Raw genomic sequence first — 23,172 nt, 5'->3', positions numbered from 1 at the left:
CGTCGGCCGCGGCGAGCGCGAAGAAGCGCCGGTAGAGGCGGCGGGCCAGGCGGCCGCCGCGCAGGCGTGGCGCGACGCCGACGAAGTGCACGTAGGCGAGGCCGGGCGTCGAGGGCGACAGGATCCCGACGAGGAACCCGGCCAGGCCGTCGCCGTCCTCGGCCACCAGGCTGGTGCGGTGGAAGTGGTCGAGGAACAGGCGCGGCAGCCCGGCGCTGATCGGCCGTCCCCACCAGCCGTCCAGCACGGCGACGATGCGGCCGTGGTCGTCGGGCTCGGCCGGCCGCAGGCGCGCCTGTCCGGGGTCGTTCAGGTTCATGATCACGTATCGTCCCGGCGCCACCGCGCGGCTGTCCAGACGCCGGGGTGAGGGCCGTCCGCACCTCCGATGTCTCTTCCGGGTCGAGTTAGTAAAGTTTCCTAAAATTGGAGCGTTCCAAGATCTACAACTTGTTGACGGGCGTGACTCGCTGTGGGAACACGATGAAAAGCCGCTCACCCCCCAGGAGCCACCCGATGAACTCGTGGAAGCCCCGGTTATGCGTCCTCGCGCTGGTCGCGGGCGCGCTGGCCGTGCCCGCCGGACCCGCCGACGCCGCCCCCACCCGGTACGAGGCCGAGAACGCGACGCTCTCGCAGGGAGCCGTCGAGTCCAACCACACCGGCTACTCCGGCAGCGGCTTCGTGAACGGCGACAACGTCGCCGGCTCCTACACGGAGTGGACCGTCAACGCGCCCGGCGCCGGGACCGCCACGCTGGCCCTGCGTTACGCCAACGGCACCACCGGCGACCGGCCCGCCGACCTGGCCGTCAACGGCTCGGTCGTGGCCGCCTCCCGCGCCTTCGCCCCCACCGCGAACTGGGACACCTGGGCCACGGTCACGCTGACCGCCCAGGTCAAGGCGGGCCCCAACACGATCAGGGCCACCGCCGCCACCGCCGGTGGCAACCCCAACTGGGACTACCTCGACGCCGACGTCCAGGTCAGCGGCTTCACCGACTACCAGGCCGAGACCGCCACGATCGCGCGGGGCGTCGTGGAGTCCAACCACGCCGGCTACACCGGCTCCGGCTTCGTCAACTACGACAACGTGACCGGCTCGTACGTCGAGTTCCAGGTCAGCGCGGCGGCCACCGGCCCGCAGAGCCTGACCTTCCGCTACGCCAACGGCACGACGATCGACCGGCCGCTGAGCGTCTCGGTGAACGGCGCCGCGAGCACCCGGTCCTTCCCCGGCACCGGCGCGTGGACCACCTGGAACGAGGTCACGCTCAACGCCACCCTGAACGCGGGCGCCAACACCGTACGCGCCACCGCGACCACCGCGGACGGCGGCCCCAACCTCGACCGGCTGCGCGTCAGCGGACCGGCCGACACCCAGAAGCCGACCGCGCCCGGCCAGCCGGTGTGCGGCGAGATCACCCACAACAGCCTGAAGCTGGACTGGCCGCCCGCCACGGACGACATCGGCGTCGTGGCCTACGACATCTACCAGCAGGGCCAGCTCATCGCCACCGCCCCCGCGCCGCCGGCGACGTTGACCGGGCTGACCCCGGACTTCGGCTACCAGCTGTCGGTGTTCGCCCGGGACGCCTCCGGCAACGTCTCGCTGAGCAGCCCCGAGGCCGCCTGCCACACCCTGCCCGCGCCGCCGGACGACCCGCCCTCGCCGCCCGGCCGGCCCGCGGTCAGCGGCGTGCAGCCCACGTCGGCGACCGTCACCTGGGCCGCCTCCACCGACGACGGCGGCGTGCGCGCCTACCTGGTCCGCGACCACGCCTCCGGCGCCGTGCTGGCCACCGTCACCGGCGCGCCGCCCGCCACCAGCACGAGCGTGCCGCTGGAGTGCGCGCGCACCTACCAGCTCGACGTCGTCGCCCGCGACACCGCCGGTCAGCTCTCCGCGCCGAGCCCGGCGTCGGCCTCGTTCACCACGGGCGGTTGCGGGACCGTGCCGCAGACGCCGACCTCCGTCGCGGGCGGCTGGGACGTGCCCTGGGACGCGTCCTGGACGCCGGACGGCTCGTTCGCGCTGGTCACCGAGCGGGACACGTTCAAGGTGTTCAAGGTGACACCGTCGGGCACGAAGACGCAGGTCGGGACCGTGCCGAACGTGCAGACCACCGACGGCGAGGGCGGCCTGATGGGCCTGGACCTCTCCCCCACCTGGAACGGCACGACCGACCAGGAGGTGTTCTTCATGCACACCGCCGCCGAGGGCAACCGCATCGCGAGGATGAACTTCAACGGCAGCACGCTCAGCGGCTACACCACGATCCTCCAGGGCATCGACAAGAACCGCTACCACAACGGCGGCCGCATCCGCTTCGGCCCCGACGGCTACCTGTACGCCACCACCGGCGACGCCCAGCAGTCGGCCAACGCGCCCAACCTGAACTCGCTCAACGGCAAGATCCTGCGCCTGACCAGGACCGGCGCCGCCGCGCCCGGCAACCCGTTCGGCACCCGCGTCTACAGCTACGGCCACCGCAACCCGCAGGGCCTGGCCTGGGACTCCGCCGGCCGGCTGTGGTCGTCGGAGCTGGGCAACTCCGCGCGCGACGAGCTCAACCTGATCCAGCCCGGCAAGAACTACGGCTGGCCCACCTGCGAGGGCACCTGCACCACCTCCGGCATGACCAACCCCAAGTACACCTGGGGCGTCGCCGAGGCCTCGCCGAGCGGCATCGCGATCGTCGGCAACACGGTCTTCATGGCGGCGCTGCGCGGGCAGCGGCTGTGGCGCATCGTCCTGAACGGCGAGAACGTCTCGACGGTCAACTCCTACTTCAACGGCACGTACGGCAGGCTGCGCCTGGTCGAGAAGGTACCGGGCGCCGCCGCCATCTGGTTCGGCTCGACCAACTCCGACAACAACGGCGACGGCAGCGCCGACACGATCCGCCGCTCCGCCATCCAGTAGCCCCCCCCGAGGGAGTGACCGTGCTCGCAACCCGCTTACGCACCCTCGTCCCGGTCGCCGCCGCGTGCCTGGCCGTCTCCGCGCTCGTGGCGCTGCCCGCGCGCGCGGCGACCGTGCGCTACGAGGCCGAGAACGCCACCAACGTCCAGGGCGCCGTCGAGGCGAACCACGCCGGGTTCTCCGGCACCGGCTTCGTCAACAGCGTCAACGCGGCCGGCCCGTACACCGAATGGACCGTCAACGCCCCGGCGGCCGGCACCGCCACGCTGGCCATCAGGTACGCCAACGGCACCGGCTCCGCCCGCGTCGCCGACGTCTCGGTCAATGGCACGGTCGTGTCCGCCGGGCGTTCGTTCGGCGCGACCGCGAACTGGGACACCTGGGCGACCTCCACCCTCACCGCCGCCCTGAACCGGGGCGACAACAAGATCCGGGTCACCGCCGCGTCCGCGGGCGGCAACCCCAACCTCGACTTCCTGGAGGCCACGACCGCCGACGCCCCGGCCACCGAGTACCAGGCCGAGGCGGCGACGCTGACGGGGGCGAGCGTGGCCACCAACCACGCCGGCTACACCGGCGCCGGGTTCGTCGACTACGTCAACGCCCCCGGCGGCTCGATCGAGTGGTCGGTCAACGTCGCCGAGGCCGGCAGCCACACGCTGACCTTCCGCTACGCCAACGGCACCGCCGCCGGCCGCCCGATGGACGTCGCCGTCAACGGCGTCACCGCGGTGACCGGCCTGGCCTTCCCCGGCACCGGCAGCTGGGACACCTGGGCCGACGTCCGCGCCACGGTGACGCTGAACGCGGGCGTCAACACCGTCCGCGCGACCGGGACCGGCGCCGAGGGCGGCCCGAACGTGGACAGGCTGTCGGTCAGCGGCGCCGGCGGCGCCGACGGCCAGGCGCCCACGGTGCCGGCGAGCCCGCGGGTGACCGGCGTCTCGGCCACCGGCATCTCCCTGGCCTGGACGGACTCCACCGACAACGTGGGCGTCACCGGCTACCGCGTCTACGAGGGCACGACCGTGGTGGCGACCTCGCCCACCGCGAGCGCCACGGTGGCGGGGCTGGCCGCCGGGTCCACGCACACGTACACGATCACGGCGGTGGACGCGGCGGGCAACGAGTCCGGGCACAGCGCCGCGGTCACCGGCACCACGACCGGCGGCGCCGGCGGGCCCACCGCCGACCAGCTGCTCGCCAAGGTCACCACGTGCGCCCAGATCTCCAACGGCAAGTACAAGACCGACTCCGACGTCTCCTCCGGGACCGTCGCGGTGTGCGGCAAGACCGGCGGCGTGTTCTGGAAGGGCGACCTGGACATCGACTGCGACGGCGTGCGGACCGCGCAGTGCAACGAGAACACCGACTGCTGCTTCCAGGCCGAGACGTTCTGCCACACCACCTCGGACACGCCGCTCAACGCCGCGCAGCTCCCGTACGTGGTGGTGCCGAGCCCCAGCTCGATCTGGGACTACCGGACCAAGGGCATCGGCTGCGGGACGGTGGTGGCGGTCATCTACAACGGCCAGGTCGAGTACGCGGTCACGGGCGACACGGGCCCGTCGGGGATCATCGGTGAGGCCTCCTACCGCACCGCCGCCGACCTGGGCATCAATCCCGACCCGAGCAACGGCGGCACCGACTCCGGCGTCACGTACATCGTGTTCACCGGCTCCGGGACGAAGGTGGCGGCCATCGAGAACCACGACCAGGCCGTGACGCTGGGCCGGACCCTCGCCCAGCGGTTCATCGACCAGAACTGACCCACCCCGCCATGCCCCGATTCGTCCGCGATAAAACGGCAGCTAGCTGGACAGAACAGGGGTTATGGCAAGATCTGCGCTGGTCGTCATCGACATGCTGAACCCGTACGAGCACCAGGACGCCGAGCGGCTCGCCCGGCAGGTGGAGCCGATCGTCGAGCCGCTCGCGGACCTGGTGGCGCGGGCCCGCGAGCGGGACGACGTCGAGCTGGTGTACGTCAACGACAACTACGGCGACTTCGCCGCCGACCGGCGGGAGATCGAGGAGCGGGCGATGAAGGGCCGGCGGCCCGACCTGGTGCAGCCGGTCCTGCCGCCGTCGGGGTGCGCGTTCCTGCCCAAGGTGCGGCACAGCGCCTTCTTCGGCACGGCGCTGGAGTACCTGCTGTCGCAGAGCGGGGTGGAGCGGGTCGTCCTGGCCGGGCAGGTGACGGAGCAGTGCGTGTTGTACAGCGCGCTGGACGCGTACGTGCGGCACTACGAGCTGACCGTGCCGCCTGACTGCGTGGCGGCCATCCACCACGATCTCGGGCAGGCTGCGCTGAACATGATGGAACGCAACATGTCCGCCCGGCTCACCCCGTCCGGCGAATGCTTCACCCGATGAGCCGGGCCGTGCGGTCGGCGACGAGCTGCGGCTGCTCGGCCTGGACCAGATGGCCCGAGAGGACGTCCTCGTGGCGTCCGTCGGGCAGGCTGTCGGCGTAGCGGCGCTGGTGCTCGCGGTTGGCGGCGTGCTGACGCTCCCGCCCTCGCGCGGCGCGGGTCACCGACAACACGATCGTCGGGCAGCTCGGCGGCCGAGGCGGTCGCGTCCGGAACTCCGGGATGGCGGCGGCCACGGCCCGGATCTCCTGGCGCGTCCGGGCGATGCCGGCGGGGGTGAAGTCCTCGGCGAGCATGCTCCGGTAGGTGTCGGCGGGGAACAGCCGCCGGACGTTCCCGCTGAACAGCCGCGCCGGCGGACGGAACCGGCTGGGCAACACCCCGGCCCCCGGCCGCGCCCCCTACCTGCTCAGCGCGATCCTGTTCCCCTCCGGCGAGCCGCCCGCGCACGGAACCGGCCGGTAGCCCGAGGTCGTCCTCATCCCGGGCAGGCGCGGCACGCCTTTCGGAGCGGTTTCACGGAATTTCCGGCCGAATGTCGTATCAGGGTGCTTAGGATTTGCGGCGGGGGGCCGGTACCGGCCAACGGGATGAATCAGGCGGTGACCATGGGCGAGTCCTTCGGGCTGCACGTGCCGATCGGTACGAACCTGGGTCACCTGCGGCGCCTGGTGGGCGAGTTCGCCCTGGAGTCGGGGCTCGACAGGCAGCGGGTGGAACGGCTGGTGCTGGCGGTCAGCGAGGCGGCCGGCAACGTCCTGGAACACGCCCGGGCGCCCGGCACGGTGAGCGCCCGCAGCGACGAGGACGGCGTGACCGTGCACGTGGTCGACGAGCGCGGCACCCTGACGAACGCCCACCTCAACCGCGTCCCGGCCTGGCCGCCGCAGCGCGGCATGGGGTTGTGGATGATACAGCGCGTGTGCGACCGGGTGACGCTCGACCATCCGGACGGCCGGTCCCGGCTGGAGCTGTTCATGCGCCGCGTCCCCGCCGACCAGGACGGCCAGCCGTGAACCCGCGCCCTCGCCCGGCTCCAGCGGCACCGCCGTGCTGCGGAAGCGGTGGCCGCCGGCCTGCGGGGCTGGTCATGCGACCAGGTCGGCACGCGGAAAATCGGGTGCGCCACGGCGGCGGCCGGTGTTGCATGTCCGGATGATCGACGAACCGCTGGACCGCCTCCGCGCCGCCGCACGACGTACCCGCGAACTGGCCCTGGAACGGGGGGCCACCGGCGTCGGCCACGAGGACGCCGACGACGACGCCGGCACCGTCGCCACCGACGGCGCGCTCGGCTTCGACCCGTTCCCCCTGCTCGAAGCCCTGCACCGGCATCGCGTCCGGGCCGTGGTGATCGGGCAGGTCGCCGGCATCATGCACGGCTCGGCCGAGCTGACCGGCGACCTCGACCTGCTCTGGGACGGCCGCCCCGCCCAGGCCCCGGCCCTGGCCGCCGCCTTCGCCTCGGTCGGCGCCCGGCTCGCCGACGAGACGGGCGGCCCGCTGCCCGTGCACCCGGACTCCCTGCTGCGCCCGAAGACGCGATTCACCTCCCCCGGAGCCGGCGGCGACTGCTGCACCCCGGCGCTGCCCTGGGGCGGGCTTCGGGTCGGCGAGTGCCTGGACCGCGCGGTGACCGCGACCGGCCCCGGCGGCCTGGAGGTCCACTACGTCTCGCGGGAGGACCTGATCCGGATGCGCCGCGCCCTGGGCCGGCCCAAAGACCTGCGCCGGGCGGCCGAACTGGAGGCGTGAGCGGCGGCGTCCCGGCCGGAAAACGAGTCGTCGGGCCGGCGGCGGTGGAGTAGGTTCGCCGTTCATGACCCCCACTCTGCGCACCGAGCGGCTGCTGCTGGAGCCGTACGTCCCCGCCGACGAGGACGCGTTCGTCGCCATGTTCCAGGATCCGCGGGTCACGCGCTGGATGGGGGACGGCACCGCCACCGAGGCCGAGGACCGCGCGCTGTTCGGCCGCATCTTCAGCAAGGTCTACGCCCAGGACCTGTTCGCCGTCTGGGCCGTCCGCCGGGACGGCGAGCTGGTCGGGCACGCCGAGATCAAGCCGACCGACACCGTGTCGGGCCACGAGCTCATCTACGCGCTGGTCCCCGCGGTGTGGGGGGCGGGCCTGGGCCGGGAGCTGGCCGAGGCGATCGTCGGCCACGGCTTCGACGCCCTCGGCCTGACCGAGGTGCACGCCACCGTCGCGGCGGACAACCTCGCCTCGCTGGCCGTGCTGCGCAAGCTCGGCTTCGAGCACGTACGCGACATCACCGAGGACGACGGCGGCACCACCCGCGTGCTGACCCGCCGCCGTCCGCCGGTCACTCCACCGCGCCCGTCCGCGTGAGCAGGTCCTGGTACCAGGGGTCGTACGGATGGTTGGTGGCCGGGTAGTTCGCCGGCGGATCGGTCGCCTGGCCCGCCGAGTCGAAGTCCCAGCCGCGGACGAGCCGGCCCGCCCGCCGCGCCTCGGTGATGAACGACGACTGCCCGGCGGGCGCGGCGTAGAACAGCGCGTCCTGCCGCAGCTCCGCGCTGTCGCCCTGCTGGAACTCGGCGAAGGCGACCTGCCGGTGGCGGATGCGGTCGCCGGTGAACGCGCCGGTGTCCACCCGCAGGGTCCGCGACGGGGTCGGGCCGTCGGCGCCGGTCCACACGTGCACGCGGGGCGCGCCGCCGTAGGAGGTGGTCTTGTCGTGGCGGGCGTCGGAGGTCCTGGCGTTGCCGCTCCACGTGACGCTCGCCGCGCCGGCGTCGAGCGTGCCGGACCACTCCCAGTTCTGGCTGTTGCTCTGGCTGCGGTGGATCTCCCGGAGCCGGGTCCCGTTCGCGTCGGTGAAGCGGATCGTCGGCAGCACGCCGTTGTCGTACTGGCGGCTGGCGGACCAGGTGATCTCGCCGGCGGCGTCCAGGCGTCCCACGCGGTACCAGAGCGTGGTGGCGTTCTGCGACTGGTGGACCTTGACCAGGTCGCCGTCGTCGTTGAGGGCGACGGCGGGGGTGACGCCGCTGTCGTACCTGCCGTGGCGCAGCCAGGTCACCCGGCCGTCGGCGCCGTACACGCCGGTCCAGTACCACAGCGCTCCGGCGCCCGAGTCGTGCACCTCCACGACCTGGCCGCGGGTGTTGGCCGCGACGGCCGGGTTGGCGCCGAGGTCGCGCTTGTACAGCGTGCGGGTCGTGCCGTCGCCGGAGATCACGGCGAGCACGCGGCCGCGCAACGCGTCCACGGCAGGCGGGCCGGCCGGGTAGTCCTCGGCCCGCAGCAGCCGCGGCCCGAAGGCGGCGACGAGCTCGTCGTTCAGCGCGGCCGGGTTGCCCGCGGCGTAGGACGGGTTGTCGGTCAGGTCGTCCTTGAGGTCGAGGGCGACGACGATCGGCGCGGCCGTGGGATGCGCCGCCGACCAGCCGGCGATCACCGCGAGCCAGTCGCCGAGGAGGTTGGAGGCCGGGTTGCCCGCGTGGTCCACCTCGTCGCCGGGGGCGTCGTGGCCGACGGAGTAGTCGCGGGCGGTGGCGTACCCGTTGTCGTGCACGTCCAGTTCGACGAAGCGCACGCCGTGGTCGAGCTGGTAGGCGATCGAGTTCCTGGCGCCGGCGACGTTGCCCGAGTAGCTGTTGTGCGTGGCGCGGAAGACCGCCGAGGGTAACGGCACGTCCGCCGCCGCCTCGGCCGATCCGCCGGCCGCCAGGACCGAGACCGCGGCGGCGAGGGCTGACAGGACGGCTCTCGAACGTGGCATGCGCTGATCCTCACGTCGGGGGGCGATTGCTCCCAGACAATACGATCAGGGCCCGCCGGCCAACCCCGCCGGACGAACCGGCGGGGCGGCACGGAGTGACCTGGCCTGGCGCGGCGCGTCGGAGGTCAGCGGTCCTCGTGGACGCGGCCGAACTCGACCGCGGGCGCGCTGCCGGCGAAGTTGCGGTCCACCTCGGCCCGCTCGGCCCCGCTGGGGGTGGCGTTCGTGCAGCTCACGGGCGCGCTGGAGCCGGACATCAGGTCGCCGCAGAGCCCGGTGCGCCGGTCCGGCAGGCCGAGGATGTGGCCGATCTCGTGGGTGGCGATCCGCAGCGGGTAGTAGCCCTGGTCGACCGCCTGGCGGCCCATCCAGATCGTGCCGCGGCCGAGGCTGGTGGGCAGCGTCCTGGGCCAGTTGTTGTCGGCCAGGACGACGAAGCTCGCGGGCGTGCCCCGCATGAGCCGGACGTTCACCACGTTCGCGTTCCAGACCTGGGCGGCCTGGTCGATCACGGTGACGAACTCCGCCGACCGGGAGGCGTCGTACCGCAGCACCCGGACCAGCACGGCGGCCTGGGCCGGGGAGGTGACCAGCAGGAAGGAGAGGGCGAGGACGACGGAGAGCGTGACACGGAGAGACCTTGACACGGATCCTCCTCCAGAAGTTGGGGGGTCCTGTCACGGTAGGCGCGCAGCGAGGGGTCGGAAAAGTAGCTATTAGTGCATATTGCCGCGATATGCCGACGACAGCCGAGGCTCGCCGATCCGGGCGATACTGAGCGGTTTGCGAGCATAAAAGGAAGATTGTCCTGAGTTGATCAGGGCAGTGGGGCCGGGATGTCCACCCCCGATCTCGTCCTGGCCCTCGGCGGCGCCGCCGCGCTGCTCGCCGCCGTCCTGCCCGGCCTGCTCGCCCGCCGGGCCTTCTCCCCTCCCCTGGTCTACCTGCTCGGCGGCATGGGGCTGTACCTGCTGCCGATCGGGCTGCCCGAGCCCGATCCCGTCGCCCACCGGGCGGCCGTCGAGCACATCACCGAGATCTGCGTGCTGGTCTCGCTCATGGGCGCGGGGCTGGCGCTCAACCGGCGGATCGGGTTACGGAGCTGGTCGACGACCTGGCGGCTGCTCGGCTGGGCGATGCCGCTGACCGTCGCCGGGGTCACGGCGGCGGCGACCGGCGTGCTGGGCTGGCCCCTCGCCGCCGCGCTGCTGCTCGGGGCGGTGCTCGCGCCGACCGACCCGGTGCTCGCCTCCGACGTCAGCGTGGGCGAGCCGGCCGACGCCGAGAACGCCGACGACGAGGTCCGCTTCGCCCTCACCTCGGAGGCGGGCCTGAACGACGGCCTGGCCTTCCCCTTCGTGTACGCCGCCATCGCCCTGGCCACCGCCGGCGGCCTGGGCTGGACGGGCGAGTGGGCGCTGACGGACGTGCTCTACCGGATCGTCGCCGGGGTCGTCTGCGGCCTGCTGATCGGCCGCCTGCTCGGCCGGCTGTTCTTCCACTCCCCCGCCGAGGAGCTGCGCCTGGCCGAGCGCCGCGACGGCTTCGTGGCCCTGGGCGCCACCCTGCTCGCCTACGGCGTCACCGAGCTGGTCAGCGGCTACGGCTTCATCGCCGTGTTCGTCGCCGCCTGCGCCATCCGCCGGGTCGAGCACGGCCACGGCTACAACAACGTCCTGCACGGCTTCGTCGAGCAGCTCGAACGGCTCTTCACCTCCTGGCTGCTGCTCCTGCTCGGCGGATTCGTCGCCGCCGGCGGCCTGGCCCCGCTCACCTGGCGCGGCGCCCTCGTCGGGGCGCTGCTGATCCTGGTCATCCGCCCGCTGGCGGGCTGGCTCTCCCAGGTCCGGGGCCCGGCCGGCCCCCGCGAGCGCCGGGTCATCTCGCTGTTCGGCATCCGGGGAGTGGGTTCGCTGTTCTACCTGGCGTACGCGCTGGGTCACGCCGACTTCGGCGTGCCGCCCGAGGAGCTGTGGGCGGTGACGGCCTTCACCGTGGTGCTCTCGGTCGTCCTGCACGGCATCACCGCGACCCCGGCCATGACCCGCCTCGACGCCCTCCGCGAGCGCCTGACCTCGGGCGCCCGGGGGTAGGACGCGGCCTCGCGGAGAGGGGGCCGCGAGGCCGCGTCACCATCCGGCTACCGCAGGACGGACGTCCACCCCGGGCGGCCGGGCAGCGGGCTCGGGCTCGGGACCCGCCTGAGCGACAACTCGCCCGGCGGTACGGCCGGGCAGCGGGCGCCCCTGGCGGGCAGCTCACGGGAGACCAGGTAGCGGTCGAAGGCGGCCGTCGTGCACTCGCCGCGCCCGTAGATGCCGTGCCCCCAGCCTTCGTAGGTCAGCAGGCGGGCCTGCCGGCCGGCCTGCAGCGCCGTGGAGGCCGCCCACACGTACGGCGTGGCCGGGTCGTGCAGGGCGTTGCCGAGCAGGAGCGCCGGCGAGCCGTCCACCCTGAGCCGGTGCTGCCGGTTGGGCGTGGCCGTGCCCTGGCAGGCCAGCGCGAGCGGGTGCGCCGCGGCGCTGACCAGCATGTCCGGCGCGAGGGCCGCCGACCTGCGCAGCAGCCGGTCCCAGTCGCGGTAGCCGCGGACGGGCAGCGCGTAGTCCTGGCAGAAGACGAAGCTCGCGTCGTTGACCGTCTCCCCGGCGGCCCGGACGGGCGGCGCGAGGAGCGGGCTGACCGGGCCGCCGCCGCTCTCCATGGCGGCCAGCAGCTCGGCGAGCTGGCTCCAGGCCGGGCCGTAGAACGCGCCGAAGGCCAGGCCGATGAGGTCGAGCCTGCGCAGCTTGACGTCCGGCTGCCCGGGGAAGGTCAGCTCGCCCCGCTCCGCCCTGGCCAGCAGCTCGTGCCACACCGCGCGGACGTCCCTGCCGTGCAGCGCGCACGAGTCGGTCCGGCCGCACCAGGCCACGAACTCGTCGAAGGAGTCCTGGGAGGTCCAGGCCTCGGTGTCCAGGAACGCCTGGGTGCCCAGGCTGTGGTCCATGTTGCTGTCCAGCGCGAGGGCGCGGACGCGGCGCGGGTAGCGCTCGGCGTAGAGCTGGCCGATCAGGGTGCCGTACGAGACGCCGTAGTAGGTCAGCTTGTCGTCGCCGAGCGCGGCGCGCAGGGCGTCGAGGTCGCGGATCACGTACCCGGTGTGGACGTTGTCGAACAGCGGGCCGGTGCGCCGGCGGCAGTCCTCGCTGTAGCGCCGGTTGAAGGCGAGCAGGGCGTCCCAACCGGCCTGGTCCTTGATCGACAGCGGGTCGGGCGCCTGCTGGGCCAGCTCCAGCGAGCAGGTGACGGGATGGCTGCGGCCCACGCCGCGCGGGTCGAAGCCGACCACGTCGAAGCGGCTGGTGATCTCGGGGGTGAAGCCGAGCCAGTTGTTCACCACGGCGTCCACGCCGGAGCCGCCGGGGCCGCCGGGGTTGATCACCAGCGACCCCATGCGGGCGGCCGGGTCGCTCGCCCGGCGCCGGGCCAGGGCCAGCTCGAACGTCCCGGCGCGCGGATCGTTCCAGTCGACCGGCACGGTCAGCGTCCCGCAGTCGGCCGCGGGATCCTCCGCGCACGGCGTCCACCGCACGGCCGGGGCGGTGGTGGCGGCCGCCGCCGCAGGGACCGGCGCGAGCGGCGCCGCGAGGGCCGATAAGAGGGTGAGGATCAGGACTGGTCTTCGCATCGCGACTCCAATCGTCGGGGACCTGATCATCGGTCAGTTCCTCCGACAAGACCATCCGACTGGAGGAGGAGACCGGAGTCATCCCTGAGTACCTTCCGCCCGGCGTCCCCTCAGTGGCGGTTCGCCGTCGACGCGTCCGTCCACGGCCGTCGCGATCGGCTTGCACGCGGGCCTGGCGTCAGGTCACCACGACCACATGCCGACGCGTACGTCCACGCCCGGAGAGGCGTGCAGGAGGGGCGGGCCGGCCGGGTCGGGCAGGCCGGCCGCCCGCAGCAGGTCCTGGTCGAGGCCGGTCAGCTCGACGTGCTGCAGCGGCCACGGCGGGTGCTCGACCTCGGCGGCGGCCAGCCGGCCCGCCACTCTGGTGAACAGGCGGTGGCGGGCGGTCAGGAAGTGCGCGAGCTCGTCCTGCTCGTGCTCCCGCAGGACGCCGCCCACCTCCGCCTCGGCGTCGCACCGCACGCCCGGCGTCCCCGGCCACCGCCGGCGGCAGCGGTAGCGGCGGCGCCGCCGGTCGATCCGGACCGACATGTCGGACCAGTGGTAGGGCAGCCCGTAGCCGGAGCGGCCGCCGAGCACGGCCAGCAGCCGTCCCGCGTCCAGCGACAGGAACCAGACGCCGGAACGGCCGCGCGCGTCCCGCACGTACGTGCGGCAGTTGGTCTCCGGGAACGCCGACAACCACGGCACGGCGGGCAGGCCGGGCACCCGTACGTCCTCCATGAGGAACGGCGTCACCCCCACCCACGCCGACCCGTCCATGGTCTCGACGGCGAGCTCGTCCGGCACCAGCTCGCGGACCGCCTCGACGGGGTAGCGCCAGTGCACGAACGTGATATGCGCCCACCGGTGGCACATCACCGGCAGCGCCACGCGCGGCGACGGCGGCGCCTTCACGCGGTGCGGCGGTGCTCGGCGAGGACCCGGCCGTCGCGCCGGATCCGGGCGGCCCGGTAGGGCGGGGCCGGGCAGGTGACGCACGCGCGCGCGGCCGACTCGGCCTCCGCCTGGTCGATCCCCCAGCCGATGGTGTGCCAGCGTTCGCCGGACGCGTCCAGGGCGGTGATCTCGTAGAGCTGTCGCGCCGGACGCGGGGTGCAAGAGGTGTGGCGGTGCTCCATCCAAGTCTCCTCACGACGGGGGCGGAACGCCGCCTGCCCTACCCGGGGCGTTCCACCCCAATCCCCGCCTCCGGAACGCGTGACGGGAAGGACACAGGCAAGAGAACCTGGGGACGAGGACGTGGAGAGGGATCGGTGCACATGCCTGAGTGGCTGGAAGCGGGGACATGGGGGCTGGTCGCCGGAGGCGCGCTGGTCCTCGGCGCGGCCGTGGCGATGCTGGTGCGGGTCCCGGCGCGGGTGATCGCCGCCGTCATGGCCTTCGGCGCCGGGGTGCTGATCTCGGCGCTCTCCTTCGAGCTGCTGGACGAGGCCGAACGGTCGGGCGGCCTGCTGCCCACCGCCGTCGGCTTCCTGGCCGGAGCCTGCGCGTACGTGGCGGCCAACGCGATCCTGGCGCGGCACGGCGCCCGCCACCGCAAGCGCTCCGGCGACCAGCAGCCCAGCGAGGCCGACGCGCAGGGCAGCGGCGCCGCCATCGCCGTCGGCGCGCTGCTCGACGGCATCCCCGAGTCGGTGGTGCTCGGGCTGTCCCTGCTGCACGGCGGCGAGATCGGCCTGGCCGTCGTGGCGGCGGTGTTCGTCTCCAACGTCCCCGAGGGCCTGTCCAGCGCCGCCGGCATGCGACGGGCCGGGCGCAGCCCCGCGTACGTGTTCGGCGTCTGGGGCGGCATCGCGGTGATCAGCGGCGTGGCGGCCCTGGCCGGCTATCTGACCCTCCGGTCGGCCTCCCCCGAGGCGATCGCGCTGATCACGGCGATCGCGGCCGGCGCCATCCTGGCCATGGTGGCCGACACCATGATCCCGGAGGCGTTCGAGCAGGCGCACGTCCTCACCGGGCTGATCACGACCGTGGGCTTCCTGTCCGCCTTCGCCATCGAGCGCCTGGCCTCCTGACGGCGGGCGGAGCTCACGGCGTCCGGGGGCCCGGAGGCAGGTGGACCGTCATGATCATGTCGCAGGCGCCGTCGCCCTCGCCCCGGTAGCCGTGCGGGGCGTCGCCGTCGAAGGTGGCGGTCTGGCCGGCCTCGACGGAGTGCTCGGCGCCGTCGAGGACGAGCGTCATCCGCCCGGAGACGACGCTGAGGGTCTCCACCACCCCGGCCTGATGGGGCTGGCTGGGGTACTCCTCGCCGGGTTCCAGCCGCCAGCGCCAGACCTCGACCGGGGCCGGGCCGGTGGTGGTCAGCATGAGCCGGGCCTGGCCGCCGCGCGGCCCGGTCCACAAGGGGGCCACGGCGTCGGCGGCCACCACGCGCAGGCGGCCCTCCGGCGGCCCCTGCATCAGGTCCGAGACCGGGATGCCCAGGGTGTCGGCCAGCCGGACCAGCGTGGCCAGGTTGGGGTTGCCCTGCGCCTTCTCCAGCGCCACCAGCGCGCCCTTGCTGACCTGGGCCCGCCGGCCCAGCTCCTCCAGGGACAGGCCGGCGCGGGTGCGGGCGGCCTTGACGTTGTGGGCGACCGTGCGCAGGGCGCGGGCCGGCTCGGCCATCTGTTCACCTTCCTCGCGGGACGGACCGGTGCAATGTACTGCGCGGTCGGTCCGTTGTCCTCCAGCGGTCAGTCTAATGTACTCTTTGGTCGTTCCGCTGATGGTCCGGGAGGTGTCGTGATCGCTCTGCTGCTGGCCCTGGGCAGCTCGCTCGCCTACGGCTGCGCCGACTTCCTCGGCGGCCTGGGCGCCCGCAAGGCCCACGTGCTGCGCACCGTGATGGTCGCGGCCCCGGCCAGCCTCATGGTCGAGCTGCTGCTGTGGCCGATGCTCGGCGCGTCGTTCAGCCCCGCCGCGCTGGGCTGGGGCGCGGCCTCGGGCGTCGCCTCGGCGGCCGTGTTCGCCCTGCTCTACCGCACGCTGGCGATCGGCCCGATGAACGTGCTGTCGCCGGTGACCGCGCTGGTCTCGGCCGCGCTGCCCGTCGCCGTGGGGCTGCTCCAAGGCGAGCACCTGTCGGCCGCCGGGCTGGTGGGGCTGCCGCTCGCGCTGGTGGCGGTCGTCCTGGTCAGCGCGGGGCACGGCGCGGGGTCGGCGCGCCCGTCGCGGACGGCGCTGCTGCTGGCGTTCGGCGCCGGGTCGGCGATCGCCCTCCAGCTCGTCTTCCTGCACCAGGCGCCGTCCGACAGCGGGGTGGCGCCGTTGATCGTCGGCCGGGCGGTCTCCTCGGCCGTCACCCTGGCCGCGGCCGGGCTGCTGCGCCGCCGGCTGGGCCCCGAGCGGCCCGCGTACGTGCTGTCGGCCACCGCGGGCGTGCTCGACTCGGTGGCCAACCTGCTGTTCCTGCTCGCGGCCCGCAGCGGCGACCTGGCCGTGGTGGCCGTGGTCACCGCCCTCTACCCGGCCGGCACGGTGCTGCTGGCCCGCGGCGTGCTCGCCGAACGCATCCACCGCGGCCAGCTCGTCGGCCTGGGCACCGCAGCCCTCGCCGTCAGCCTCCTCGCCCTGCCCTGAGCCCTGCGCACGCCAGCAGGCTGCACCCGCGTGCACCTCTGGTCCTCACCGGGCACAAGGCCCCCCTCGCGTAAGCCCGCCGATTCCATCCACACGACTATTCATTGAATGTATAGTCGTGATCATGTCAACCGGTCACGTGCTGCTCGGCTTCCTCGTCGAGCGGCCGAAGCACGGCTACGAGCTCAAGAAAGAGCATGATCACCGTCTCGCCGGCGCCAAGCCCCTGGCGTACGGGCAGGTCTACGCCACGCTGCAACGCCTGGAACGCGACGGACTGGCGGAGGTGGCCGAGACGCAGCAGGAGGGCGGTCCCGAGCGCACCCTGTTCGCGATCACCGATGCCGGCCGGGCGGAGCTGGAGCGGTGGCTGAACGCCGTCGAGCCGTCGGCGCCGTACGTCGCCAGTCCCCTGTTCGCCCGGGTCGCCGTCGCGGGGAAGGCCGCCGACGGCTACCTCCTGCGGCAACGCGAGGCCCACCTGGCCCGCATGCGGGAGCTGACCGCCGAGAAGGCGACCGGCTCGCCCGCGCAGGTGCTGGCGGCCGACTACGCGCTCCAGCACCTCGACGCCGACCTGCGCTGGATCGAGACCGCGCTCGCGCGGATGAAGGAGGACATCGATGCTTGAGGCCAGGGGCCTGGGCAAGTCGTTCGGCGGCACCAGGGCGCTGAACGGCGTCTCGGTCGCTATCGCAGAGGGCGAGATCGTCGCGGTCACCGGTCCGAGCGGCGCGGGCAAGTCGACCTTGCTGCACTGCCTGGCCGGGGTCGTCCGGCCGGAGTCCGGCGAGGTCGTCCTCGACGGCAGGCGCATCGACACGCTGCCCGAGGACGACCTGACCCGGCTGCGACGCGAGAGTTTCGGGATCGTCTTCCAGTCCGGCGAGCTGGTGCCCGAGCTGACCGCGGCGGAGAACGTCGCGCTGCCGCTGCTGTTCAACCGGCACGGCCGGCAGGAGGCGACGACCGCCGCGGCCGAGTGGCTGGCCCGGCTGGAGGTGGCCGACTGCGCCGGGCGGCGCACCGGCGAGCTGTCCGGCGGGCAACGGCAGCGGGTCGCCATCGCGCGGGCGCTGGTGACCGGCCCGCGTGTGGTGTTCGCCGACGAGCCCACCGGAGCCCTGGACACGCTCGGCGGCGAGCAGGTGATGGGCGCGCTGCTCGGCGCGGCCCGCGCCGGCCGGGCGGCCGTCGTCCTGGTCACCCACGACAACCGGGTGGCCGCCTACGCCGACCGCGAGATCCCGCTGCGCGACGGCGCCGTCCTGGTGGGGGCGGAACGATGATCACCGTGCTCCGCATGCTGCACAGGGGACGCTCGCGGGCCGAACGCGTGCGCGCCCGGCTGGTCGCCGCCGGGGCGGCGGTGGCCACGTTCCTGGTCTGCACGGCCGTCGGCATGGCCGACTTCCAGGACGAGGACGGCTCGCTGACCGGGCTCGGCCTGGCCCTGCTGGCCGTGCCGGTCGCCGGCCTGGTCCACCAGGCCAACCGGCTGGCCTCGGCCACCAGGGAACGGCGGCTGGCCGCCCTGCGGCTGGCGGGCGCGACGCCGGGCGACGTACGGCGGCTGGGCGCGCTGGAGGGCGGCCTGCTGGCGCTGGCCGGTTCGCTGACCGGCGGCGCGCTCTACCTCGTCACCCACCTCGGCGGGCCGCTGCCGCAGATCCCCGTGGTCGTCGCCCTGGTGACGCTCGGCGGTGTCCTGTCGGGGGCCCGCGCCGGCCGGCACGTCGTCACCTCGCCGCTGGGCGTGACCCGCCGCACCCGCGTGCGGGGGCCGCGGGCGCTGGACCTGGTCCTGTTCGCGGCGGGCGTGGGCCTGCTCGTCCTCGGGCTGTCGGTCAAGGGCCGCTTCCCCGTGGTCGGCAAGTACGGGACGGTGACCGCCATGGCGGCCGGGCTGGTCCTGCTGCTGATCGGCGCGACCCTGGCCACGACCTGGCTGATCAGGGCGTACGCCCGCCGGGCCGGCCGGCGGGCCCGGTCTCCGGAGACGCTGCTGGCCGCGCGGCTGGTCGAGGCGGACCCCCGGGCGTGGGCCAGGGCCCTGTCCGTGGTGAGCCTGACGGTCTTCTTCGGCGCGGGGGCCGGGGCCCAGCAGGCCTCCGTCGGCTACTCCCAGGGCCACGCCCTGGTGGACGTCGCGCTCCTGCTGGCCCTGACGACCTCGTCGATCGCGCTGGTGGTGCACCAGGCGGAGGAGCTGATCGACCATCGCCGCTCGTTCGCCGCGCTGGCCGCCGCCGGCGTGCCGGAGCGGGCGCTGGGCGGGGTGCTCGTGCGGCAGGCGGTCGTCGCGGCGCTGCCGGTCTGCGTGGTGGCGGCCGTCTCGGGGGTCGCCGTGGTGATCCTCACCCTGGTGAGCGTCTACCGCGTCGAGTCGCTGCCGTGGGCGCTGACCAGGGCCGTCCTCATGGCGGGCGTCGGGGTGCTGGCCGCCGTGCTCGTCGCCCTGGCGGCCCGCCCCCTGCTACGGGGCGCGCTGCGGTCCGGCGCACGGACGTGACCGGCGCCCGCTGACACCGCGCACCCCCGCGCACCCCGGCCCTCTACCGGTGAGCCGCCTCCTCCGGGCGGGCGGTGACCGGCTGCCTGAGCAGTGTCTTCGGGTCGGGGTCGGTGAACTCGGTCAGGTAGATCTCGTGGTGCAGCCCGTTGGGCACCAGCCCGTGCTCGGCCATGAACGCCTCCATCACCTCCAGCGACCTCTTCTCCTCGCTGTAGGGCCCCTCGTGCAGCAGCTCCACGCACTCGCCCTCGGTGAAGGTGACGACCTGGACCCGGTCGACGGCGGCCCCCGACGGGCGGGCCCGCTCACGCGCCGCCTCGGCCGCGCCCGGCTCGGGCATCCCGGGCAACGGCAGCAGCAGGTGCCACCGCCACTGGTCGCGAGGGGTCTCCAGCGGCGGCAGCGACGTGTCCTCCACCCACCACCGCCCCTCCAGCGGCCCGGCGGCGCCGCCCATCGCGGCGGCCACGGCGTACAGGGCGCCGATGGCCGACAGGTGTTCGGGGCCGCCGGGCTCTCCCATGCCCGTGACGTTGAGACAGGTGACGGGATGGCAATGGACCAGTCGCGGGGTCATGGATCCTCCGGGTAGATCTGGGTGGAATCCCCCATAGCGTGGGGTCTCCCCGTGGGGGAGAGTCCAATCAGCGTCATCCTCACCGACGCCGTCCACGCCTTCCGAGCGGTCTCCAGCAGCACAGATCCGGAGGATGTCCCATGACCACGCCGACCCCTCCCGCCGCGCTCCCCGGCTCCGGCCTGCACACGGCCGAAATCCTGGTCGCCGCCTACGCCGCGCTCAGCCTGCTGACCGTCGCGGCGATCGCCGTCCTGTCCGCCGTCGCGCCGTCGCTGGTCACCCCCGAGGCATGGGGGCGCGGCGTCATCGTGGCGGCGACGTCCGTCCTGACGTTCGTGTTCGCCCGGCGGGCCCAGCGGGGCGGCGACCGGGCGCTGCTGCGCCTGCGCATCGTGCTCGTCGTGATCCTGGTCGCGGTGGTGGGGGTGCTGCTGTTCCTGCCGTTGCCGGTCTGGATGGTCGCCGAGCAGGGCGTCTGCGGGGTGCTGCTGCTCTGCGCGGCGGTGCTCGCCTTCCGCTTCCGCGCCGCTCCGCCCGCCGCCCCGCCCGCCGGCTGACCCGCGCGGCGGGGCCCCTCCCTGGGGGTGTCCCGCACTCCGCTCTCTTATACACCGCGTATATACTCTCGGAGTACATTGCGGTGCATGATCAAGCACCTCAGAACGAACCGGGCCGGCGGGACCGCGGCCGTCGCCGGGCTCGCCGTCGTCCTGGCCGCCGGGCTGGTGCACGGCTCGCCGGCGGCGGCGTCCGTGGCGCCGGCTGCGTCGGCCGCGTCGGCATCGGCGGCGCCCGCGCCCGCGACGTACCTGCCTGCCCCCACCGGCTCCCGGCCGGTCGGCACCACGTCCCTGTACCTGAAGGACACCTCGCGCCCCGACCCGTGGGTCCCCTCGGTCAAGGCGCGCGAGCTCATGGTCTCCCTCTGGTACCCGGCCAGGTCGCCGGGCCGCCGGCGTGCCCCGTACATGACGGCCAAGGCGTCGGAGCTGCTGCTCAAGGACGGCGGGATCACCCACCTCCCGGCCGACACCCTGAGCAGGACCCGGACCAACGCCTTCACCGACGCCCGCCCCGCCGGACGCCCCCGCAGCCTCCCCCTCGTCGTCCTGTCCCCCGGGCACAGCAAGCCCCGCACCGAGCTCACGGCCCTGGCCGAGGAGCTGGCGAGCCACGGGTACGTGGTGGCCGCCGTCGACCACACCTACGAGAACGTCGCCACCTCCTTCCCGGACGGCCGGGTCACCACCTGCGTCACCTGCGAGATCGACGACAAGGGCCCGGCCTGGTGGGCGAAGCTGGAGCAGAGCCGGGCGGCCGACGTGTCCTTCGTGCTCGACCGGCTCACCGGCGCGCACGCGTCGTGGAAGGGGTCCCGCCTGATCGACCCGTCCAGGATCGCCATGGCCGGGCACTCGGCGGGCGGCGCCGCCACCGTCGCGTCGATCGCGGCCGACACCCGGCTGCGCGCCGGCATCGACCTCGACGGCAGCGTGGAGACGACGCTCCCGGAGGCCGGGACGTCCCGGCCGTTCCTGTTCCTGGGCAAGCCCGCCACGTACACGCCGGGCAAGGGCGATCCGGCCGCCACGTGGGAGCGCGTCTGGGCGCGGCTGACCGGATGGAAGCGCTGGCTGCTGCTGACGGGGGCCGCGCACACGTCCTTTACCGACCTGGGCGTCCTGATGGACCAGCTCGGCATCGAGGACGGCGCCACCGTGCCGGGTGCCCGCGCGCTCGACGTCACCCGCGCCTACGTCACCGCCTTCTTCGACCGGCACCTGCGCGGGCAGCCCCGGCCCCTGCTGGACGAGCCGTCGGCCGACGTCCCCGAGGTGAAGTTCTGCAGTCCTGAGGCCAGGACCTGCGAGTGAGCCGGGGCCCTCTGTACGCGGGGCCGGCCCGGCGGGCATGATGAACAACCATCGGTCCGTCTCCTTGGAGCGTCCATGGATCGTCTGTTCGTGCGGCTGGCCCTCTACGTGGTCAGGTTCGCCGGGGCCGTCGCGGGGGTGTGGGGGGTCGCCTACGCCGTCAACGGCGCCACGCAGGCCGGCGGGGAGATCGTCGTCCGCGTCGTCCCCCGCCTGGAGGACGCCGACCGGCTCGGGCTGAGCGGGGTGAAGCTGCCCCGCGGCCTCTCCCTGGGAGACGGGGAGCTGCCGCTGCGGGTCTGGGACTCGACGGTGGCCGAGCAGGTGCTCTTCCGGGCGGACGTGCTGGTGGGCGGGCTGTGCGCGCTCGTCGCCGCGTTCCTGGTCGGGGGGCTGCTGACGTCGGTGTTCGAGGGCGAGCCGTACCGCCGCGGCAACGCGGCGCGGGTCGCCTGGCTCGCCGTGCTCGCGCTCGTCTCGGGAGCGGCCCAGGCGGTGCCCGCGCTCGCGGTGGCCGCGGTGCTCGACCGTGCCGGGGCGGGCGGGACGTTCGGGCCGCCGTCCGGGTTGTCGTGGTTGCCGTTCACGGGCGCGGCGCTGCTGGCGGCGCTGGCGTTGGCACTGCGGGCCGGACGCCGGGCCCGCGCCGACGTCGCACCTGTCACATAGTGTCGCGATCATGACGATTGAACTGCGTGCCGTCCGGGAGGACGACCTGGCGTTCCTGACCCGGCTGATCGGCGACCCGGACAGCAGCGGCGAGTACCAGTGGTACGGCTGGCAGGACCCCCACCGCCTGCGCCGCCTCTGGGACGACAACGGCATGCTCGGCGACGACGGCGGCATGCTCGTGATCGCCTCCGGCGAGGAGCGGGCGGGCCTCGTGTCGTGGCGCAGACAACTCACCTCACGGGTGTCGTACTGCTGGGAGATGGGCCTGATCGTGGCGCCCGGCTTCCGCGGCAAGGGGCACGGGACGCGGGCGCAGCGGCTGCTGGCGCGCTACCTGTTCGACCACTCGCCGGTCAACCGGGTGCAGGCGACCACCGAGCTCGGCAACGTGGCCGAGCAGCGGGCCCTGGAGAAGGCCGGTTTCACCCGGGAGGGCGTGCTGCGCGGCGGCGGCTTCCGCGCCGGCGAGTGGCGGGACGGCGTGATGTACGGCATCGTCCGCGCGGACCTGGACGGGACCCGGGAACCTCCGGGCGCCTGACCGGCGGCGGCGCGGCCCGCGGCGGAGATCAACACGGGCTCAACGGATCCTCAACACCGGCCCCCCTAGGTTGCGATCACACGATTCCGCACCAAGGGGGAGCACATGCGTGACCTTCGAGCCCTGGCGGTCGCCGCGGTGGTGGCCGGCGGCCTCCTGACCGTCGCCCCGCCCGCCGGCGCCGCCGCGCAGGACGCCCGGCAGGCGTCGCGGACGCAGGCCGCCGGGCCGATCAACTACTCGTGCGGCGCGCGGCTGCGGGTGAGCCGGGACGTGCCCAGGAACACCTGGCACCGCATGGCGAAGGCCAAGGGCCGCCGCGGCATGGTCTACCTGTACGAGGCCGGCGGCGTCTACCGCGGCCGGGACGTGTGGTGGGCATGGGGCACCAGCCTGCGCTCCGGCGACCGGATCTCCATCGACTGGACCGACGACGGGGGCCGCACCTACCACGCCTGCCACGCGGTCGTCAGGGGCGGCGGACGCCGCAGCGTCACGTCGTACGCGGTGGACGCCCCGAACGGCCGCAAGTTCCGGGCGTGCGTGAAGGCCGCGGGCAAGTGGTCGTGCACCCGCGGCTGGTGGGAGATCCGGTATTCCTGACCGGCCGGCGCACCGGGCAGGGGCGTGCGAGCTGCGGCGATACGACCCCGGCTGCTTGACATACCGGACAACCGGCACATAGTGTCCCGTCAATCGGCAGG

Annotated in this window: 26 protein-coding genes and 1 pseudogene; 18 read left to right on the top strand and 9 right to left on the bottom strand. The window is 73.9% G+C overall.

The genetic code is table 11. The features are described from left to right. Positions 1-7: 7 nt before the first annotated feature. Positions 8-319: pseudogene (locus AB0J71_RS32430) on the bottom strand (GNAT family N-acetyltransferase); the annotation flags it as partial. A gap of 197 nt (positions 320-516) precedes the next feature. Here AB0J71_RS32430 and AB0J71_RS32425 point away from each other — a divergent pair. The 3 genes from AB0J71_RS32425 (at position 517) to AB0J71_RS32415 (ending at position 5,301) form a co-directional block, all read left to right on the top strand. Continuing rightward, the gene (locus AB0J71_RS32425; protein ID WP_364417593.1) at positions 517-2,925 is read left to right on the top strand and encodes a PQQ-dependent sugar dehydrogenase; all 2,409 of its coding nucleotides are present in this window, start codon (positions 517-519) and stop codon (positions 2,923-2,925) included. A gap of 20 nt (positions 2,926-2,945) precedes the next feature. Continuing rightward, complete coding sequence (locus AB0J71_RS32420) at positions 2,946-4,694, top strand: CBM35 domain-containing protein (protein WP_364417591.1); 1,749 nt, start codon at positions 2,946-2,948, stop codon at positions 4,692-4,694. Between the two features lie 64 nt (positions 4,695-4,758). Further along, complete coding sequence (locus tag AB0J71_RS32415; RefSeq protein ID WP_352328380.1) at positions 4,759-5,301, top strand: isochorismatase family cysteine hydrolase; 543 nt, start codon at positions 4,759-4,761, stop codon at positions 5,299-5,301. Here the strand turns inward: AB0J71_RS32415 and AB0J71_RS32410 are convergent. Continuing rightward, entirely contained in the window at positions 5,291-5,596 is a 306-nt protein-coding gene (locus AB0J71_RS32410; protein ID WP_364417589.1) for a hypothetical protein, read from the bottom strand. The two genes, AB0J71_RS32415 and AB0J71_RS32410, sit on opposite strands and share 11 nt — an antisense overlap. A 10-nt stretch (positions 5,597-5,606) precedes the next feature. Here AB0J71_RS32410 and AB0J71_RS32405 point away from each other — a divergent pair, with 10 nt between their 5' ends. From AB0J71_RS32405 to AB0J71_RS32390, 4 genes are all read left to right on the top strand, one after another. Beyond that, positions 5,607-5,765, top strand: coding sequence for a hypothetical protein (locus AB0J71_RS32405; RefSeq protein WP_364417587.1), 159 nt, complete (start codon positions 5,607-5,609; stop codon positions 5,763-5,765). A 125-nt stretch (positions 5,766-5,890) separates the two neighbouring features. After that, the gene (locus tag AB0J71_RS32400; protein ID WP_364417585.1) at positions 5,891-6,316 is read left to right on the top strand and encodes an ATP-binding protein; all 426 of its coding nucleotides are present in this window, start codon (positions 5,891-5,893) and stop codon (positions 6,314-6,316) included. Positions 6,317-6,455: 139 nt separating this feature from the next. Then, entirely contained in the window at positions 6,456-7,055 is a 600-nt protein-coding gene (locus tag AB0J71_RS32395; RefSeq protein ID WP_352328383.1) for a hypothetical protein, read from the top strand. A 64-nt stretch (positions 7,056-7,119) separates the two neighbouring features. After that, complete coding sequence (locus tag AB0J71_RS32390) at positions 7,120-7,650, top strand: GNAT family N-acetyltransferase (protein WP_352328384.1); 531 nt, start codon at positions 7,120-7,122, stop codon at positions 7,648-7,650. Here the strand turns inward: AB0J71_RS32390 and AB0J71_RS32385 are convergent. Both AB0J71_RS32385 and AB0J71_RS32380 read right to left on the bottom strand, forming a co-directional pair. Continuing rightward, the gene (locus AB0J71_RS32385) at positions 7,625-9,046 is read right to left on the bottom strand and encodes a hypothetical protein (RefSeq protein ID WP_364417583.1); all 1,422 of its coding nucleotides are present in this window, start codon (positions 9,044-9,046) and stop codon (positions 7,625-7,627) included. The genes AB0J71_RS32390 and AB0J71_RS32385 overlap by 26 nt on opposite strands. A 125-nt stretch (positions 9,047-9,171) precedes the next feature. After that, on the bottom strand, positions 9,172-9,693 hold the full coding sequence (locus AB0J71_RS32380; protein ID WP_352328386.1) for a snapalysin family zinc-dependent metalloprotease: 522 nt from the start codon (positions 9,691-9,693) through the stop codon (positions 9,172-9,174). 189 nt (positions 9,694-9,882) lie between these two features. Between AB0J71_RS32380 and AB0J71_RS32375 the strand changes: the two genes are divergently transcribed. After that, positions 9,883-11,139 carry a cation:proton antiporter gene (locus AB0J71_RS32375; protein ID WP_364417581.1) on the top strand — a complete coding sequence of 419 codons (1,257 nt, stop codon included), beginning with the start codon at positions 9,883-9,885 and terminating at the stop codon, positions 11,137-11,139. A gap of 47 nt (positions 11,140-11,186) precedes the next feature. Here the strand turns inward: AB0J71_RS32375 and AB0J71_RS32370 are convergent, their stop codons facing one another. The 3 genes from AB0J71_RS32370 to AB0J71_RS32360 form a co-directional block, all read right to left on the bottom strand. Then, entirely contained in the window at positions 11,187-12,716 is a 1,530-nt protein-coding gene (locus AB0J71_RS32370; protein ID WP_364417578.1) for an alpha/beta fold hydrolase, read from the bottom strand. 183 nt (positions 12,717-12,899) lie between these two features. Further along, positions 12,900-13,616: a DUF2071 domain-containing protein gene (locus AB0J71_RS32365; RefSeq protein ID WP_364417576.1), complete on the bottom strand. Its 717-nt coding sequence runs from the start codon at positions 13,614-13,616 to the stop codon at positions 12,900-12,902. Next, positions 13,613-13,840 (bottom strand): hypothetical protein, encoded by a 228-nt coding sequence (locus tag AB0J71_RS32360; RefSeq protein ID WP_352327104.1) that lies wholly within the window; start codon positions 13,838-13,840, stop codon positions 13,613-13,615. The genes AB0J71_RS32365 and AB0J71_RS32360 overlap by 4 nt, the downstream gene beginning before the upstream one ends. A 141-nt stretch (positions 13,841-13,981) precedes the next feature. Here AB0J71_RS32360 and AB0J71_RS32355 point away from each other — a divergent pair, with 141 nt between their 5' ends. Next, positions 13,982-14,737, top strand: a complete 756-nt coding sequence (locus AB0J71_RS32355) for a ZIP family zinc transporter (protein WP_364417574.1) — start codon at positions 13,982-13,984, stop codon at positions 14,735-14,737. Positions 14,738-14,750: 13 nt separating this feature from the next. Here the strand turns inward: AB0J71_RS32355 and AB0J71_RS32350 are convergent, their stop codons facing one another. Next, the gene (locus AB0J71_RS32350; RefSeq protein ID WP_352327102.1) at positions 14,751-15,332 is read right to left on the bottom strand and encodes an XRE family transcriptional regulator; all 582 of its coding nucleotides are present in this window, start codon (positions 15,330-15,332) and stop codon (positions 14,751-14,753) included. Between the two features lie 117 nt (positions 15,333-15,449). Between AB0J71_RS32350 and AB0J71_RS32345 the strand changes: the two genes are divergently transcribed. The 4 genes from AB0J71_RS32345 to AB0J71_RS32330 all read left to right on the top strand — a co-directional run bounded on the left by AB0J71_RS32345 (position 15,450) and on the right by AB0J71_RS32330 (position 18,798). Next, complete coding sequence (locus tag AB0J71_RS32345; RefSeq protein WP_364417572.1) at positions 15,450-16,286, top strand: EamA family transporter; 837 nt, start codon at positions 15,450-15,452, stop codon at positions 16,284-16,286. Positions 16,287-16,410: 124 nt separating this feature from the next. Then, a complete protein-coding gene (locus AB0J71_RS32340; RefSeq protein WP_352327100.1) occupies positions 16,411-16,917 on the top strand; it encodes a PadR family transcriptional regulator in 507 nt (168 codons plus the stop codon). After that, on the top strand, positions 16,910-17,575 hold the full coding sequence (locus tag AB0J71_RS32335) for an ABC transporter ATP-binding protein (protein WP_352327099.1): 666 nt from the start codon (positions 16,910-16,912) through the stop codon (positions 17,573-17,575). Before AB0J71_RS32340 ends, AB0J71_RS32335 begins: the two co-directional genes overlap by 8 nt. Then, entirely contained in the window at positions 17,572-18,798 is a 1,227-nt protein-coding gene (locus AB0J71_RS32330) for a hypothetical protein (RefSeq protein ID WP_364417570.1), read from the top strand. The genes AB0J71_RS32335 and AB0J71_RS32330 overlap by 4 nt, the downstream gene beginning before the upstream one ends. 43 nt (positions 18,799-18,841) lie before the next feature. Here AB0J71_RS32330 and AB0J71_RS32325 read toward each other — a convergent pair whose 3' ends face one another. Continuing rightward, complete coding sequence (locus AB0J71_RS32325) at positions 18,842-19,378, bottom strand: hypothetical protein (protein WP_352327097.1); 537 nt, start codon at positions 19,376-19,378, stop codon at positions 18,842-18,844. A 140-nt stretch (positions 19,379-19,518) separates the two neighbouring features. Here AB0J71_RS32325 and AB0J71_RS32320 point away from each other — a divergent pair, with 140 nt between their 5' ends. The 5 genes from AB0J71_RS32320 to AB0J71_RS32300 all read left to right on the top strand — a co-directional run bounded on the left by AB0J71_RS32320 (position 19,519) and on the right by AB0J71_RS32300 (position 23,071). Beyond that, complete coding sequence (locus tag AB0J71_RS32320; protein WP_352327096.1) at positions 19,519-19,938, top strand: hypothetical protein; 420 nt, start codon at positions 19,519-19,521, stop codon at positions 19,936-19,938. An 87-nt stretch (positions 19,939-20,025) separates the two neighbouring features. Next, a complete protein-coding gene (locus tag AB0J71_RS32315; protein WP_364417568.1) occupies positions 20,026-21,255 on the top strand; it encodes an alpha/beta hydrolase in 1,230 nt (409 codons plus the stop codon). A gap of 75 nt (positions 21,256-21,330) precedes the next feature. Then, positions 21,331-21,924: a hypothetical protein gene (locus AB0J71_RS32310; RefSeq protein ID WP_364417566.1), complete on the top strand. Its 594-nt coding sequence runs from the start codon at positions 21,331-21,333 to the stop codon at positions 21,922-21,924. Positions 21,925-21,934: 10 nt separating this feature from the next. Beyond that, the gene (locus tag AB0J71_RS32305; RefSeq protein ID WP_352327093.1) at positions 21,935-22,468 is read left to right on the top strand and encodes a GNAT family protein; all 534 of its coding nucleotides are present in this window, start codon (positions 21,935-21,937) and stop codon (positions 22,466-22,468) included. 105 nt (positions 22,469-22,573) lie between these two features. Then, positions 22,574-23,071, top strand: coding sequence for a hypothetical protein (locus AB0J71_RS32300; protein WP_364417564.1), 498 nt, complete (start codon positions 22,574-22,576; stop codon positions 23,069-23,071). Positions 23,072-23,172: the final 101 nt, after the last annotated feature.

This window comes from Nonomuraea sp. NPDC049637 (assembly GCF_040675235.1).
GTDB lineage: Bacteria > Actinomycetota > Actinomycetes > Streptosporangiales > Streptosporangiaceae > Nonomuraea.
The sequence above is the reverse complement of the archived record's forward strand: the minus strand, read 5'-3'. Positions and strand labels throughout refer to the sequence as shown.